This is a genomic window from Sphingomonas tagetis (assembly GCF_024211275.1).
GTDB classification, from domain to species: Bacteria; Pseudomonadota; Alphaproteobacteria; order Sphingomonadales; family Sphingomonadaceae; genus Sphingomonas; species Sphingomonas tagetis.
In genome coordinates this window covers 135848-151220 of the sequence record NZ_JAMLDX010000009.1, presented here as the reverse complement: position 1 = coordinate 151220, position 15373 = coordinate 135848, and the positions used below count along the sequence as shown (strand labels likewise).

General features: G+C 64.9%; 13 protein-coding genes. 10 read left to right on the top strand and 3 right to left on the bottom strand.

From position 1 onward, the window contains the following. Positions 1-187: 187 nt before the first annotated feature. From M9978_RS13095 to M9978_RS13075, 5 genes are all read left to right on the top strand, one after another. Positions 188-823, top strand: a complete 636-nt coding sequence (locus M9978_RS13095; RefSeq protein ID WP_254293898.1) for a Crp/Fnr family transcriptional regulator — start codon at positions 188-190, stop codon at positions 821-823. A 347-nt stretch (positions 824-1170) separates the two neighbouring features. Next, complete coding sequence (locus M9978_RS13090) at positions 1171-3555, top strand: TonB-dependent receptor (protein ID WP_254293896.1); 2385 nt, start codon at positions 1171-1173, stop codon at positions 3553-3555. A gap of 134 nt (positions 3556-3689) precedes the next feature. Continuing rightward, positions 3690-4856, top strand: a complete 1167-nt coding sequence (locus M9978_RS13085) for a cytochrome P450 (RefSeq protein ID WP_254293893.1) — start codon at positions 3690-3692, stop codon at positions 4854-4856. A gap of 123 nt (positions 4857-4979) precedes the next feature. Continuing rightward, positions 4980-7169: a TonB-dependent receptor gene (locus M9978_RS13080; protein WP_254293891.1), complete on the top strand. Its 2190-nt coding sequence runs from the start codon at positions 4980-4982 to the stop codon at positions 7167-7169. A 103-nt stretch (positions 7170-7272) separates the two neighbouring features. Beyond that, positions 7273-8619, top strand: coding sequence for an MFS transporter (locus M9978_RS13075; protein WP_254293889.1), 1347 nt, complete (start codon positions 7273-7275; stop codon positions 8617-8619). 12 nt (positions 8620-8631) lie between these two features. On the opposite strand, the gene M9978_RS13070 is transcribed toward M9978_RS13075, so the two are convergent. Next, positions 8632-9435 carry a class II aldolase/adducin family protein gene (locus tag M9978_RS13070; protein WP_254293886.1) on the bottom strand — a complete coding sequence of 268 codons (804 nt, stop codon included), beginning with the start codon at positions 9433-9435 and terminating at the stop codon, positions 8632-8634. A gap of 22 nt (positions 9436-9457) precedes the next feature. Then, complete coding sequence (locus tag M9978_RS13065) at positions 9458-10315, bottom strand: fumarylacetoacetate hydrolase family protein (RefSeq protein WP_254293884.1); 858 nt, start codon at positions 10313-10315, stop codon at positions 9458-9460. Between the two features lie 57 nt (positions 10316-10372). Between M9978_RS13065 and M9978_RS13060 the strand changes: the two genes are divergently transcribed. Further along, on the top strand, positions 10373-11320 hold the full coding sequence (locus M9978_RS13060) for an IclR family transcriptional regulator (protein ID WP_254293882.1): 948 nt from the start codon (positions 10373-10375) through the stop codon (positions 11318-11320). Beyond that, positions 11317-12207, top strand: coding sequence for a 2-dehydropantoate 2-reductase (locus tag M9978_RS13055; RefSeq protein WP_254293880.1), 891 nt, complete (start codon positions 11317-11319; stop codon positions 12205-12207). The genes M9978_RS13060 and M9978_RS13055 overlap by 4 nt, the downstream gene beginning before the upstream one ends. Here M9978_RS13055 and M9978_RS13050 read toward each other — a convergent pair. Next, on the bottom strand, positions 12204-13340 hold the full coding sequence (locus M9978_RS13050; protein WP_254293878.1) for an alpha-hydroxy acid oxidase: 1137 nt from the start codon (positions 13338-13340) through the stop codon (positions 12204-12206). The two genes, M9978_RS13055 and M9978_RS13050, sit on opposite strands and share 4 nt — an antisense overlap. Positions 13341-13528: 188 nt before the next feature. On the opposite strand from M9978_RS13050, the gene M9978_RS13045 reads away from it, so the two are divergent. The 3 genes from M9978_RS13045 to M9978_RS13035 are packed head-to-tail and all read left to right on the top strand — an operon-like array spanning position 13529 to position 15366. Next, entirely contained in the window at positions 13529-14320 is a 792-nt protein-coding gene (locus M9978_RS13045) for a class II aldolase/adducin family protein (protein ID WP_254293876.1), read from the top strand. A 28-nt stretch (positions 14321-14348) separates the two neighbouring features. Continuing rightward, on the top strand, positions 14349-14777 hold the full coding sequence (locus M9978_RS13040) for a GlcG/HbpS family heme-binding protein (protein WP_254293874.1): 429 nt from the start codon (positions 14349-14351) through the stop codon (positions 14775-14777). Positions 14778-14811: 34 nt separating this feature from the next. Continuing rightward, positions 14812-15366, top strand: coding sequence for a VOC family protein (locus M9978_RS13035; protein ID WP_254293871.1), 555 nt, complete (start codon positions 14812-14814; stop codon positions 15364-15366). Positions 15367-15373: the final 7 nt, after the last annotated feature.

The following is a 15373-nucleotide window of genomic DNA, read 5'->3' as shown; positions in this document are numbered from 1 at the left end:
GTGATAGAAAGGGAGCGGGACGGATTGAGGGCCGCGACACGGCGGCCCCGGCAAGTTTCCGCGGGAGAGGATCGTCATGCAAGCAATAGCCGCTGCCAACGATGAAATGCCGGCCCGGGCAATCAGGGGCCGATCGATCTCGCCGGCCGCGACGAGCGCATGGCAGGCATGCCGATTCCGCAAGCTGATGGGACAGCATGCCGACGAGATGCTCCTCGACATGGTCGAAAGCCGGACCGCGGCTGGGACGGACCTGCCATTGCTCGACAGTCCGTCGAACCGCCTGCTGGCGCTGATCGTCGAGGGATCGGCGCGCGTCTACACGACCTCGGCGCAGGGGCGTCAGGCGACGGTGCGTTATGTCGAGGCCGGCGACGTGATCGGCCTAGCCACGCTGCTTGCGCCCACTTCGATCGAGGATGGCGATGCGATCGGCGTTCAGGCGATGAACGCCTGCCATGTGCTGCGCCTGTCCACGCAACGCTTTCGTCAGATCGTAGCGCGCGATCCGGACATCATGTGGGGCCTGTGCACCGAACTCGCCTACACGCTGATGTCGAGCCACCATATGCTCGCCGACAATGTGTTCCAGCCGGTCCGCTCGCGAGTCGCGCGACACCTGCTGGACATGGCGAAGCGCCTCGACGGCAAGCTGGTCGTCCATGCCTCGCCGCAGGACATTGCCGATGCAATCGGATCGGTCCGCGAGGTGGTGTCGCGAGCGACCGTCCGGCTGCGGAGCGAAGGCGTGATCCAGCGCGAAGGGACGGCGCATGTCATCGCCGACCCGCGGATGCTGCACCGCATCGCCGAGGAGGCCTGAAGCATCCCGCGGTCCGGCGCGCGCGAGGCCGCGGCCATTTTGTAGCGTACAAAGACGGCTGTTTTCTTAGCCCTCCTCCGCCTTCGCGGGAGAGGGGTTCGTCCTCCCACCGACGCTTGCAATCGATACAGCTTGGCCGGATCGATGGCGCCACCCTGGAGGATTGCGCGCCAAGGCATCGCCACTACTGCGCGTCGCGACCGGCAAGCCATCCTCCGACCCGCGGACTAAAGTCATAGCGACGCTTCCCCGAGTGCTGCCAACCATCCCGCACGGGAACGCCGCCGTCGCGGATGGCGTCCGGGCGGTGATCTGCCGCATAAAAATAATATCGGGGGAGCGAAGGCATGAATGGATTCAGGCTATCGATGGTCCGCCACGGCACGGCGTTGATCGCGATCACCGCCAGCTGGGCTGCGCCCGCCTTTGCCGAGACGCCGGCAGCCCGCGAGCCGGCGGTTGCCGGTCCGCAGGTCGGCGCCGAGCAGGATGCGGGCGAAACGCAGGGCTATGGCGACATCATCGTCACCGCGCAGAAGCGCTCGGAGAGCCTGCGCGACGTGCCGATGACGATCACCGCGCTGTCTGGTGACCAGCTTCAGGCGCGCGGGATCAGCGACGCCGCCGACCTAGCCAAGGCGACGCCCGGCTTCAGCTATGTCGAAAGCGGCCAGTCGGTGCCGGTCTATTCGCTGCGCGGCGTCGGTTTCTTCGATACCTCGATCGGCGCGCGGCCCACGGTCAGCGTCTATCTCGACCAGATGCCGCTCACCTTCTCGATCATGACGGCGGGATCGGCATTCGATCTGGAGCGCGTCGAGATCCTCAAGGGACCGCAGGGCACGCTGTTCGGCTCGAACGCCACGGGCGGCGCGATCAATTATATCGCTGCCAAGCCGAAGCCGTCCTTCGAAGCCGGCATCGCGGGCAGCTATGGCCGCTTCAATACCGCCGAGCTGAGCGGTTATGTGACTGGCCCGCTGGCACCCAATCTCAACGCGCGGATCGCGGTGCGCGGGGTGCGCAGTGACGGTTGGCAGCGCAGCTATACGCGCGACGACAGCCTGGGCGAGCAGCGCTTCATCCAGGGCCGGCTGTTGCTCGACTGGTCGCCGAGCGACACGGTGCGGTTCAATTTCAACGCCAATGGCTTCATCGACAAGTCCGACACGCAGGCGGGCCAGCTGATCGCGGTCGCGGCGAACCGGCCGCAGAACCTGAACCTCTACCCGCTGCTCGGCAGCTATCCGCTTTCGCCGCGCGACAATCGCGCGGCCGATTGGGATCCGAACACCGATTTCTCGCGCGATAACCGCTTCTACCAGCTCTCGCTGCGCGGCGAGATCGACTTGTCGGATAGCGTGACGCTGACATCGCTGACCTCCTATGCCGACATGGCGGTGCGGCAGCTGGTCGACATCGACGGCATCTCGTTGAACAACGGCAAGATCCTCACCATCGGCGACGCTTCGTCCTTCACGCAGGAGCTTCGCCTGTCGGGAAGCCTGGGCGCGGCGCGCTGGATCGTCGGCGGCAATTATTCGAAGGACAAGAGCTTCGAGGACGGTCACAGCGATTTCCTCTATACGACCGCGGCCGCCGGATTCCTGCCGTTTCCGGGCCGGTTCCAAGCCAATAACGCGACCGGCAGCCAGGATTTCGACACCTATGCGGTGTTCGGCAATGTCGATTACGAGATTGGCGATTTCGTCCTGCACGGGGGCGCGCGCTATTCGAAGGCGGACCTGACCTATGCGACCTGCTCGCGCACCGGCGATGCGGCTTCGGCCGCGGCGCTCACCGGCTTCTTCAATCTGCTGCGCGGTCTTTCCGGCCGCCCGGCGATCGCGGCGCTGGGGGTGGGGCAGTGCCTGTCGCTCGACGGCAACCTCATGCCCGGCTTGCTCGCCGGCGAGCTGAGCGAGGACAATGTCTCGTGGCGCGCCGGGCTGGACTGGAAGCCGGCGCGCGACACCTTGCTCTATGTCAGCGTCAGCCAGGGCTATAAGAGCGGCAACTCGCCGGTGCTGAATGCCTTCGCCCAGGCGGCGCTGCGGCCGGTCACCCAGGAATCGGTACTGGCCTATGAGGCCGGGTTGAAGGTCGCGTTGGCGGACCGTAAGGTCGATCTGTCGGCGGCCGCTTTCTATTACGACTATCGCAACAAGCAGATGAAGGGGCGCAGCTTCCAGCCGCCGAGCGTGCTTGGGGCGATCGAATCGCTGGTAAACGTGCCCAAGTCGCGCATCTATGGGTTTGAGGGGCAGGCGAACCTGTACCCGGTCGAGGGGCTCACCGTTTCGGTGGGCGCGACCTATCTCGACAGCAAAGTGCTGGGGTCGTTCCCGAACTTCTCGCTGCTCGGCGCGGCGACCGATTTCGGCGGGGACGCGTTTCCCTATACGCCGCAATGGCAGGTTTCGAGCGACGTGGCCTACGAGCATCCGCTGGGTGAGGATATGAAGGGCTTTGTCGGTGGATCGCTGAGCTACCGCAGCGCCACCACCGCCGGTTTCGGTACCGAAGCGGTGCTGCGCATCGACGACTATGCGCTGCTCGACCTTCGCGCCGGTATCAAGTCGCAGGACGGCCGCTGGCGCGTCGAGCTGTTCGGCCGAAACGTGACCAACAGCTATTACTGGACCAACGTCGCGCGCGCGTTCGACGTGGTGCGGCGGCTGGCCGGGAAGCCGGCGACCTATGGCATCACCGTCGGATACAAGTTTCGCTGACCGGTCCGCCGGGCCGGCTTTCAGCGGACTAAAGTCATGGCAGCAAGTCTCGCGAGGCTGGCAAGTTATCGCGACGGCAGCCGGCGTGCGGAAATCACCGACGGCGCGCATTGAATTGTTTCAAGGGGTTCAGAATGATTGCTCCGGCTTCCGACATCGACATCTATAGCGAGGATGTCCGCGCCGATCCCTGGCCGCATTATAAGGCGCTGCGCGATGCCGGGCCCATCGTCCATCTGACCAACAACGATCTTTTCGCGATTTCTCGATTCAAGGACGTGAAAGCGGCGCTGGGCAATTGGAAAACCTTCTCCTCCGCCAAGGGCGTTTCGGCGAACGAGGAGCGCAATGCCAATGTTTCGGGCGGCGTTCTGGAGTCCGACGATCCGGTGCATGCGCAGTTGCGCTCGTTCCTTCAGGGGCCGTTGCTGCCGGGCAACCTCAAGAAACTGGAACTCCGCTTCCAGCAATCCGCCGACGAACTGGTCGACCGGTTGTTCGCGCAGCAGCGGTTCGACGCGGTGTCGGAGCTTGCCCACCACCTGCCGGTGAACATCGTCTCCGAACTGGTCGGCCTGCCCGAAGAGGGGCGGGCGAACATGCTGGACTGGGCGTCGGCGAGCTTCGACAGCATGGGCTCGTATAACGAGCGCGCGCGCCGGGCGGAGCCGAAGCGCGCCGAGGCGCTCAGCTATGTCCGCAACATTCCGCGCGACAAGCTGTTGCCGGGAAGCTGGGGCGACACGCTGCTGAGCAACCCGAAGAGCGAGACCTTCGACCCCAAGAACGCCAAGGACCTGCTGTTCAACTACGTCGGTCCCAGCCTCGACACGACGATCAGCGCGATCGGCAGCGCGATCTGGCTGTTCTACGCTCATCCCGAGCAGTGGGACATCGTGCGAGCCGATCCCGCGCTGATCCCGAAGGCGATCGAGGAGATTCTGCGGATCGAGGCGCCGGTGCAGCATTTCACGCGCCACGTCACGCATGACTATGCGATAGAGGACGTCACGCTGCCGGCGGGATCGCGCACGGTGATGATGTTCGCCTCGGCCAATCGCGACGAGCGCAAATGGGGCAATCCCGACGACTTCGACGTGCGGCGCGATTCGCGCGAGCACCTCGCCTTCGGGGCCGGGCCGCACATGTGCATGGGTATGCACCTCGCCAAGTTCGAGATGCGCTGCCTGCTCACCGCGCTCGCCGCGCGAGTGAAGCGCTTCCACTTGGCCGGCGAGCCGATGCGGCGCCCGAACAACACGCTGCGCGGGTTCGGCGTGCTTCCCGTCCGCGTCGAGTGACGCGCGCGTCGGGCAGTACAAGTGATTGAAGATAATAGAATCAACGCGATAAATGAGGGAGAGAGAATGATGACTGGTATCTTTGCTTGCAGGCGACGAGCCCATCTGGCTCTCGGTGCCAGCGTGTCGGCGCTGCTCTGCGTGATCGGTTCGGAGCCGGCCCGGGCCCAGGATGCGCCGGCAGCCGCCGCGGATGAGCCCGTGCAGGGCATCCAGGAGATCATCGTCACCGCCGAGCGGCGCGAGCAGAGCATTCAGCGTGCACCGATCACGATCGCGGTCGTCGGCGGTGAGGAAGGCGCGAAGGCTGGCCTCTCGAAGGTCGAGGATCTCACGCGGCTGGTGACGGGCATGCAGATCGGTGCGGGCGGCGGCAATGCGCAAATCTATGTCCGCGGCGTCGGCGACTTTTCGTACAGTTCGCTATCCAACCCCGGTGTAGCGTTCAACGTCGACGGGGTCTATGTCGGCCGCACCGACGGCATGAACGGCAATTTCTTCGATGTGGAGCGGGTCGAGGTGCTGAAAGGCCCGCAAGGCACGCTGTACGGCCGCAATTCGAACGGCGGCTCGATCAACCTCATCACCAAGGATCCGAGCTTCACCGGCATCAGCGGTTATGTCTCGGGCGAGCTCGGCAATTACGACCTCAAGAGCGTCGCCGGCGCGCTGAACCTGCCGTTGGGCGAGACGGTCGCCGCGCGCATCGCCTTCAAGCTGACCGACCGCGACGGCTATCTGTCCGACGGGTCGCTCGACGACGTCAAGCAATCGGTGCGCTTCAAGCTGCGGTTCCAGCCAAGCAGCGACGTTAGCCTGCGGCTCAGCGCGGATTACACGCATCTCGGCGGTGTCGGCGGCGGCTATGTGCTGCTTCCCAGCCGGCCCGGTTCGGATCCGTGGGAAGGCACGGCCGACCCAGCCGCCATTGCCTATCGCGATACGTTTCCCGGCACGTCGGGTCCGCTCGCGGCGTCGGATCTAACTCAGGATACGACGCTGTGGAATTTGAGCGCGCAGCTCGACTGGGATCTCGGCTTTGCCGATCTCACGATCCTGCCGGCATATCGCAACGTCGATACGTTCAGCGTCGGCGCGCCGGGCTTCTTTTATCAGAGCACCTTGCAGGCGGAGCAGGAATCGCTCGAGGTCCGGTTGGGCAATTCCTCGCCGGGCCTGACCTGGGTGATCGGCGCCTTTGCCTATCACGACAAGATCGACGGGCTGAACTTCATCAAGGCGAGCACGGTGCGCAGCATCCGGCGGAATTTTTATTTCCCGGAGACCAAGGCGGGCGCCGTGTTCGGCCAGGCGACGTTCGGCGTGACGGATGGACTGCGGCTGATCGCGGGCCTGCGCTACACCACGGAAAACCGCACGCTGACCGGCCGGATCGTGGACGCTCGCGCGACGCCTGAGGTGACATTGGTCAATTTCGGCGGTGAACGGGATTTCGACGGTTGGACCTACAAGGGCGGCTTCGAATATGATGTCGCCCCGCAGAGCATGCTGTATTTCACCGCCAGCAAGGGCTTCAAGGCGGGCGGCCTGAACCAGACCGGGGTCGCGAGCCGTTCGGTGTTCGAGCCGGAAATGCTCAATGCCTATGAGCTTGGCATGAAGAACCGGCTGTTCGACAACAGGCTGCAGCTGAACCTCTCGGCCTTCTACTGGAAATACAAGGACATCCAGAACCAGAATGTCGAGATCGTCCCGGTCGAGGGGCCGAACTTCCTGTTCTCGAACGTCGGCGACGCGACGCTGTTCGGCGGCACGATCGACGCGATCTTTAAGCCGACTTCGTTCGACACCTTCACCGCGTCGGTCGAATATACCAACTCGGAATATGACTCCTACGCCGTCACCGCGCCGACCATCGCCTACAACCCGGCGACCAATGGCTGTCCGGTGGTCGACACCAGCGGCGGCATCGTCACCAAGTCGTGCGCCGGATTCCAGGTCGCGCGCGCGCCCGAATGGTCCGGCTCGGCCAGCTACCAGCATGTCTTCGATTTCGGTTCCAGCGGGCAGCTCGCTTTCGTGGGCAGCATGCAATTCTCGTCGGCACGCTGGATCGGCGTGAACTTCCTGCCGGCGGAGCGAGATCCGGCCTATGCCATCTTCAATGCGAGCCTGGACTATACCAGCGACGACGGGCGCTTTTCGGTCGGCGCGTTCATCCGCAACATCGGCAAGACCGCCTATATCACCGGTGGCATTCAGCATCCGTTCCGGACCGGACTGATCGGCGCGAACATCAGCGAGCCGCGCGTGTTCGGGGTGCGCGCGAGCTTCAAATTCGGCGAAGAATGATCATGCGCCGGGAACCGGCGTAGCATAGATCGTAATCCAGTAGCTGCCGGTGGGGCTTCGCGCGAAGTCCCACCGGCAGGCGGCGTAACAGAAGCGGGAAGCCATGAGCAACGCGACCATCAATGTCACGGACCTGATCAACGACAGGCCCGTCTCCCGCTATCAGTTCGGCGTGTTCTTCCTGTGCGCGCTGGCGGCGCTGATGGACGGATTCGATTCGGTGATCATCGGCATCACCGCGCCCGGCATCGCCGCGTCGCTGGGGCTCGACGTCAAGGATTTCGGCCCGGTCTTCTCGGCGGCGCAGTTCGGCTTCATGATCGCCGCCTTCGTCGCCGGGCCGCTGGCCGACCGGTTCGGGCGAAAATCGATCCTGACCTTTTCGGTGGTGGTGTTCGGGCTGTTCGCGCTGCTCACGCCGCTGTCAGGCTCGTTCGAGCATCTCATCGCCTTTCGTTTCCTCACCGGGCTCGGGCTCGGCGGCGCATCGGTGACGTTCGTCAGCCTGTCCACCGAATATGCGCCGTTGCGCATTCGCGCCACGGTGGTGTCGATCATGTGGACGATGCTGCCGCTGGGCAGCGTGCTCGGCGGATTCGCCTCGTCGATCCTGTTGCCGTCGCACGGCTGGATGCCCGTCTATTATATCGGCGGTGCGGTGCCGATCGCGATCGCGCTGCTCATGCTGTTCCTCGTGCCGGAATCGATCAGCTTCCTCGCGGTCAGCGGCGCGCGCAAGGCCAGCCTCGCGCGGATCGTGCAGCGCATCGCGCCCGATCTGCATCCCGACGAGACGACGCGTTTCGTGGTCGCCGAGGAAAGGACCAGCGGGTCGAGCATCTCGAACCTGTTCACCGACGGCCGGGCGACCACGACGCTGTGCCTGTGGGGCGCGTTCTTCTGCTGCTGGCTGGTCGTGGTGACGCTGGTCGCCTGGGTCGTGCCGATCCTCAAGGAAGCAGGCATCCCGCTCTCGCAGGCACCGCTGATGGTGTCGGCCTATGCCGGCGGCACCGCGATCGGCGCACCCATCGTCGGCCGGATCATGGACAAATATGACCGCTACTATGTCCTCATCCTGTTCCTGCTGATCGCCGCGGTATCGGTCAGCGTGCTCGGTTTCGCGGTCACTTCGGTCGAGCTGTTCGCGATCGGCACGCTGATCTCGGGGATCGCGGTCGGAGGTGCGTCCAGCGGGCTGGTGGCGCTGGTCGCGGCTTCCTATCCCGTATCGATCCGTTCAACCGGCGTTGGCTGGGCGGTCGGGATGTCCCGCTTTGGCGGTACGGTGGGACCGGCGCTGGCCGGGCTCATCCTGGCCTCGGGCTGGTCGCTCCATGCCTTTTTCGGCTTGATGGGCGTTGCGCTGCTGGTCGGCACCGGCTTTCTGGTCGCACTGATGCTCCATGCCCGCGGCGATGCGGCGGCGGCGGGCGCCGAAGCGGCCTGACGCGCGAGCGTATCAGCTGCGGTAGGACGTGCCCCGCTCGGCTTCGAGCTTCCTGAGCAGCGAGGGCCATTCCAGGCTGCCGACTTCCGCTCCGCCGCCCGGACCGAAAAGCTTGCGGCCGGCCTGCTTGGTCCGCTCGATATCCGCTTCGGACACCGGGTTCAGCGGGCGGCCGCAGGACAGGCCCTGGACGAGGAAGCGGCAGGCGGATTCGAACCGGTACATCCATACGAACGCTTCTGCAATCGAGCGGCCGACAGTCAGCGCGCCGTGATTCCGCATGATGACGATCCGGTGATGGGAGCCGAGGCTTTCGACGATACGGGCGCATTCGTCGGACGCCCCGCTGCCGGCGACGCCCTCGTAATCATGATAGCCGATGAAGCTGAGCAGGACCATCGCGTTCTGATGCGCCGGGATCAGCCCTTCCTGGAGCATCGAGACGGCGTTGTTCGCGGCGGTGTGGGTGTGCAGCACGCAGTTCAGATCCGGGCGTAGCTGATGGATGCCGCCATGCAGGCCGACGCCGCCGCGATTGGGATAGCCGCTGCCGATGACGTTGCCGTCCCTGTCCATCTTGACCAGCGACGAGGCCGTCACCTGATCGTAGAGCATGCCGAACTGGTGCATCAAGAAGTGATGCTCCGGCCCGGGAATGACGGCGGAGACATGGTTGGCGATCAGGTCGCTCATGCCATAAAGGTCGAGCAGCTGGTAGCAGGCCGCGACGTCGCAGCGGACCTGCCATTCGGCCTCGGTCATGCCGTCGGGCGCCGCCGAAGGGCGCTGCATCGTCTCGATATTCGTCGCTGACATGATTCTCTCCCCGCGCGTCCGGTCAGCTCCGCTCTTTCACGACCGGATTGCGCAACGTGCCAATGCCGGTAATCTCGACTTCGACGGTGTCGCCATCGTGCATGTAGATCGGTGGTTTGCGGGCATTGCCGACGCCGCCCGGTGTCCCCGTGACGATCACGTCGCCGGGGAGCAGCTCGGTGAAGGTAGACGCATAGGCGATCACGGCCTGGATGTTGAAAACCATCAGGCCGATGCTCGAATCCTGCATCACCGCGCCGTTCAGCCGGGTCGTCAGGTTATGCGTATAGGGGTCGCCGAACGCGTCGGATGTGACCATCCACGGTCCGAAGGCGCCGGTCCCTTCGAAATTCTTGCCGGGCCCCCATTGGTGAGTGTGCAGCTGGAAATCGCGCACCGACCCGTCATTGTAGATCGAATAGCCTGCGACATGATCGAGCGCGTCGCTTTCCGCGATGCGGCGGCCGCGCTTGCCGATGACGGCGACCAGCTCGCCCTCATAGTCGAAGCGTTCGGATTCGACGGGGCAGATCATCGACTGCAGATGGCCGACCTGGCTCGCGGCGAAACGCGTGAAGATGACCGGGCGCTCCTCTGCACTGGTTCTGCCGGTTTCGCCGATATGCGACCTATAGTTCAGGCCGACGCAGATAATCTTGTCGGGATTGGGGATCACCGGCAGCCAGGTCACATCGTCGGCGCTCACGCCGGGCGTAGCGGTCGCGATCGTACGTTGCGCCTCGGCCAGTCCGTCACCATCCAGCAGGCTGCGCAAGTCGGGGTAACGGTCGCCAAACTTGGCGCCGAGATCGACGATGTCATTGCCGATCACGGCACCATAGCTGATTTTGCCACCATGGGCGAAAGTCGCGAGCTTCATCCACACTCCTGTTGGTCGGAACGGGACCGTGCAGGCGACCCCTTTATGATCCACTAAATGGACCTTTCTTTCAGTATCCACATTTCACGTCTCGAAGGCAAGGCCAAGTATGAAATGCTGCGTAATTTGATTGACGAACTCCAGACCTGTCCATTATATGAACCTATATTTGCAGTGGAGTGGCGAGTGGGAACAACGATTGCCGGTGTGGATGGAACCCAGAGCATCGAACGCGCCATCGCGCTGTTGCTCGCCGTAGGGCGCGCAGGCCCGGAAGGCGCACGGCCGACCGACCTCGTCACGGAATCGGGTTTGCCTAAGCCGACGGTCCGCCGCGTGCTCAAGGCGCTGGTGCGGTCTGGCCTGCTCGATCAGGATGATGGCAGCCGCCGATACCATATCGGGCCGGAGGCCTATGTTCTGGGCCTGCTGGCCGGCGCCCGGTTCGGCATTCACGCGATGTCGCTGGGCGGACTGGCGCGGCTCAGCCAGGCGACGGGCGACAGCGCGTTTCTCTCCGTGCCGCGGGATACGTATTCGGTCTGCCTGCATCGTGAGGAAGGCTCGTTTCCGCTTCGCACGCATGTGCTGCAGATGGGCGACCGGCATCCTCTGGGGGTCGGTGCGGGGAGCCTAGCGATCCTGTCGATGTTCCCCGACGACGAGGTCGAACGGATACTGGAAGCGAACACCGCGATCTTGTCGACCGAGCTGTACAAGTCATACTCGCCGAAGGTGATGCGCGAACTGGTGGCGCGCACGCGACGCGACGGATATGCGTTCAATCCGGGCATGCTGATGCCGGGTTCGTGGGGGCTCGGCGTAGGGGTGCGCGGCCCGGATGGCCGGCCGGCGGGCGCGCTGTCGATCGCGGCGATCGAGCGAAGGTTCGACGATGCGCGGGCCGAGACGATCCTGCCGTTCCTTCAGGAGGAGGCGGCGCGGCTCGAACAGCGCCTTCGTCAGCCCGATGCCGAGCCGCGGCCGCGGCAGGCCAAGCCATGACGGTTGCCGTGATCGGCGCCGGCGCGGTCGGCGGCGTAGCGGCAGCGGCGCTCGCGGGCTCCTCGGGCGAGGTAACACTGTGCGTGCGCCGGCCAATTCCGCACTTGATCGTCGAATTGCAGGGGGACGTCCGCGAGGTGCCGGCGCGGATCGTGGCAGACCCGGCGGCGGTGGCGGTGGTGGATTGGGTGTTGCTGGCGACCAAGGCGCAGGACACGGCGAGTGCAGCGCCTTGGCTCGATCGCCTGGTCGGGCCGAAGACGGTCGTGGTGGTGCTGCAGAACGGCATCGGCCATGCCGATCGCGTCGGCCCGCTGCTGCGGCAGGGACAGGTGCTGCCGGCGGTCGTCTATTCGCCGGGCGAAGTCGTCGCGCCGGGCCATGTCCGCAGCGGCGGCGCGCCGCGCTATATCGTCCCCGCGGGGCCAGCCGGCGCGGCGTTCGCGCGCCTGTTCGAAGGCAGCGTGCTCAAGGTTGAGCAGGCGGCGGATTTCGAGACATTGTCGTGGCGCAAGTTCCTCGGCAATCTGTGCGTCAATCCGATCACCGCGCTGACGATGCGCCGGTTCGGCATCATGCGCGATCCTGAAATCCGCAGCTTTGCGCGCGCCATTCTGACCGAGGCGGTGGCGGTCGGCCGGGCGGCTGGCGCGAAGCTGGAGGCGGCGGAGATCGGCCCGTTGCTCGACTCCTTTGCCGCCCAGGACTCCGAGACCGGCTCGTCGATGCTATTCGACCGGCTGGCGGGGCGATCGATGGAGCATGAGCAGCTGACCGGCGTGCTGGTCGGCCTGGCGTCGCGCTTCGGCATCGAGGTGCCATTCAACCGCGCGGTGCTCGCCCTGCTGCGCGGGTTGCAGGATTCGTTGGCGCGGGAAACGGGTTAGCCGGTCACGTGAACGAAATCGGGTGAGAGCATCGCGGGGCTGGTGCAGCCCAGTTGCGCCAGCGTCATATCCAGTTCCGCCTGGAGGATGCGGATGACGGCTTGCGGGCCGCGCGCCGGGCCGAGCGCCGCCGATCCGAACAGGAACGGCCGGCCCACCAGCACGAAATCGGCGCCATATGCCAGCGCCTTGGCGATATCCTCGCCGCTTCGTATCCCGCTGTCGAGGATCAGCGGGAATTCGCGGCCGATCGCGTGGCGAATGGCGGGCAGGGCCTCGATCGAGCTGATCGCCGAGCTGAGCTGGCGGCCGCCATGGTTCGATACGACGATCGCGTCCGCACCAAGGCCGGCGAGCCGCACCGCGTCGGCCGGGTGCAGTATGCCCTTGATGATCAGCTTTCCCTTCCAGCGGTCGCGCAGCCGCTCGATGACCTCCCACTCATGGACCGCCGAGGCGAAGATCGCGAGAATCGAGTCGAGCGAGCTCGCTCCGTGACGCTCTCCGGCGAAGCTCTCCATGTTGCGCATGCGCGGTGCGCCACGGGCGAGCGTGCGCAACGACCAGGCGGGATGCGTGGCGAAATCGAGCAGTAGCGATGGCGTCCAGCGTACCGGCACCGAAAACCCGTTGCGCAGATCGCGAAGCCGCCGGCCGGGCACCGGCACATCGACGGTGAGGATGAGGTTCTCGACACCCAGCGCTTCGGCACGGCTGAACTGGCGCTCCCACAGCGCGTCGCTGCCGCACAGATAGACTTGATACCAAAGATACTCGCCCGCGTGGCGGTGGACTTCGGCCAGCGCGGAGCTGCCGGCCATCGACAGGCAATAGGGGATCCCCGCCGTGCGCGCCGCGCGGGCCAGCCCCTCGTCGGTGCCGGGCCAGGCGATGTCGCACATCCCCATTGGCGCGATCCCGAACGGCGCGGCATAGTCGCGGCCGAGCAGGCGGGCTGCCATCGTGCGGCGCTGGATGTCGACCATCGTGCGCGGTACGAAGCGAATGCGCTGAAAGGCCTCGACATTGTTGCGGACGCTCGCTTCCGCGCCGGCGCCTCCTGCGATGAAGTCGTAGACGCGACGCGGCAACCGCCGCCGCGCCGCCGCCTCCAGATCAGTGATCGAATACATGACGACGCTTCCCGCGGGCGAACATATGACACGGATCCCAGCCTTACCCCGGCCATCGGCCCAGGCAGTGACTTTTGTCCTATCGGCAGGGAGGGTCTGCCCGATATGATCCGCCACAAGTGACCGGCGTAGCGCTTCGACGGGAAGTTCCCGCCAGTGGATGCGATGCGAGGCCGGAGGAGAGTGTGATGAACCAGGTTCGCAATATTCGCGATGCAGGCCCCGTCCCGGGCGGCATGAGCGAGGAGGAGTGGCAAGTCCGCTGCGATCTCGCTGCCTGCTACCAGCTCATCGACCTGTACGGCATGGCCGACCTGATGAGCACGCACATCTCGGCGCGCGTGCCCGGCGGCGAGGATCATTTTCTGCTCCATCGCTATGGCCTGTTCTTCGAGGAAGTGACCGCATCGTCGCTGATCAAGGTCGACGTCGATGGCAATATCGTCGCCGGTGAGGGCATCCCGAACAGCGGCGGTTTCGTCATTCACAGCGCGATCCACATGTATCGCCGCGACCTGCAATGCGTGCTGCACACCCACACCACCGCGAACAATGCCATCGCGATGCAGAAGGAAGGGCTGCTGCCGCTGTCGCAACAGGCGATGATGCTGCGGCCTTTCATCGGCTATCACGAATATGAGGGCGTCGCCGACGATCTCGACGAGCGCGCACGTATTGCCAATAATATCGGGCCGGACGGCCGGATCCTGGTGCTGCGCCACCATGGCGCGCTCGCCGTCGGGCAGACGGTCGGCGAGGCGTTCGTGTGGAACTATCGGTTCGAGACCGCCTGCCAATATCAGGTCGCCGGGCTTTCGGGCGGGCGCGAGCTGGGGGCGCTGAGCAACGAAGCGATCGCGCATGCCGGCGAACAGGGGCGGTGGCTGCTTGGCCCCGGCGGTCCCGGAGAATGCGGGCTGGAATGGCCCGCGTTGCTCCGCAAGCTCGAGCGCGAACGCGGCTCCTCCTACCGCACATGATCATGCAAGCTAGGTGGAGCATGCCGAAATGAGGCAGAAGGCCAGTCTTACCGCGGACGACGCCGACACGATGATGACCGCCGCGCGCGCCGAGGCAGTCCGCAACGGCTGGACGGTGACGATCGCGATCGTCGACGATGGCGGCTATCTACTGCGCCTCGACCGGATGGACGGCACCGGGCCGATGGCCCCCGATATCGCGCTCGGCAAGGCGCGAATGTCGGCCATGACCCGGCGCTCTTCCAAATTCTGGGAGGATCGCGTGGAAAGCCGCCCGGGCTTCCTCAACTTCCCGTTCGGACTGCCGATCCAGGGCGGAGTCCCGATTTTCCATGGCACGCAATGCGTCGGCGCCATCGGCGTTTCGGGGGTCGGCTCGGCTGAGGACGAGCAAGTTGCCGCCGCCGGCGTCGCGGCGATGGCGGATCAGCTTTCCACATCACCGGCAGGTGGCTGACCGTCGAAGCAAGAATAGGTTCAAGGAATGATTCATGGCTGAAGCAAGATTCGACGCCGGCAAGTTCACGATCAGTCACTTGGGCATGTACGTCCAGGATCTCGACATGATGGTGGAATTCTACACCAGGACGCTGGGGTTCGTGATCACCGACCGGGGCGAGGGGAAGGGCACGCAGATCGTGTTCCTCAGCCGCAATTCCAGCGACCATCACCAGCTCGTGCTTGTTGCCGGCCGCGAGACCAGCCTCGACGTGCGCATGATCCAGCAGATCTCGTTCCGGGTGGATTCGCTCGAAGCGCTCAAGTCGCTGTATCCGCTCGTCAAGGCGGCGCCTATTTCGGACATGCAGCCGGTGTTCCACGGCATCTCCTATTCGCTTTATTTCCGCGACCCCGAGGGCAATCGCCTGGAATTCTTCGCCGACACCGAATGGTATGTCACCCAGCCATGCCTCGAGCCGCTCGACCTTTCGCTCCCCGCCGAGCAGATCCGCGCAGAGAAGAAGGCGTTCAGCGAGAGCCAGCCTAGCTACCGCCCGCTCAAGGAATGGCAGGCGGAGTTCGAGCGCAAATTCTCCGCCGTCTGAAGGGCGT

Excerpts from the sequence above, each read along its gene's own strand:
- M9978_RS13095 (WP_254293898.1), top strand. The coding sequence starts at position 188 with ATGGGACAGCATGCCGACGAGATGCTCCTCGACATGGTCGAAAGCCGG.
- M9978_RS13090 (WP_254293896.1), top strand. The coding sequence starts at position 1,171 with ATGAATGGATTCAGGCTATCGATGGTCCGCCACGGCACGGCGTTGATC.
- M9978_RS13085 (WP_254293893.1), top strand. The coding sequence starts at position 3,690 with ATGATTGCTCCGGCTTCCGACATCGACATCTATAGCGAGGATGTCCGC.
- M9978_RS13075 (WP_254293889.1), top strand. The coding sequence starts at position 7,273 with ATGAGCAACGCGACCATCAATGTCACGGACCTGATCAACGACAGGCCC.
- M9978_RS13070 (WP_254293886.1), bottom strand. The coding sequence starts at position 9,435 with ATGTCAGCGACGAATATCGAGACGATGCAGCGCCCTTCGGCGGCGCCC.
- M9978_RS13065 (WP_254293884.1), bottom strand. The coding sequence starts at position 10,315 with ATGAAGCTCGCGACTTTCGCCCATGGTGGCAAAATCAGCTATGGTGCC.
- M9978_RS13060 (WP_254293882.1), top strand. The coding sequence starts at position 10,373 with ATGGACCTTTCTTTCAGTATCCACATTTCACGTCTCGAAGGCAAGGCC.
- M9978_RS13055 (WP_254293880.1), top strand. The coding sequence starts at position 11,317 with ATGACGGTTGCCGTGATCGGCGCCGGCGCGGTCGGCGGCGTAGCGGCA.
- M9978_RS13050 (WP_254293878.1), bottom strand. The coding sequence starts at position 13,340 with ATGTATTCGATCACTGATCTGGAGGCGGCGGCGCGGCGGCGGTTGCCG.
- M9978_RS13045 (WP_254293876.1), top strand. The coding sequence starts at position 13,529 with ATGAACCAGGTTCGCAATATTCGCGATGCAGGCCCCGTCCCGGGCGGC.
- M9978_RS13040 (WP_254293874.1), top strand. The coding sequence starts at position 14,349 with ATGAGGCAGAAGGCCAGTCTTACCGCGGACGACGCCGACACGATGATG.
- M9978_RS13035 (WP_254293871.1), top strand. The coding sequence starts at position 14,812 with ATGGCTGAAGCAAGATTCGACGCCGGCAAGTTCACGATCAGTCACTTG.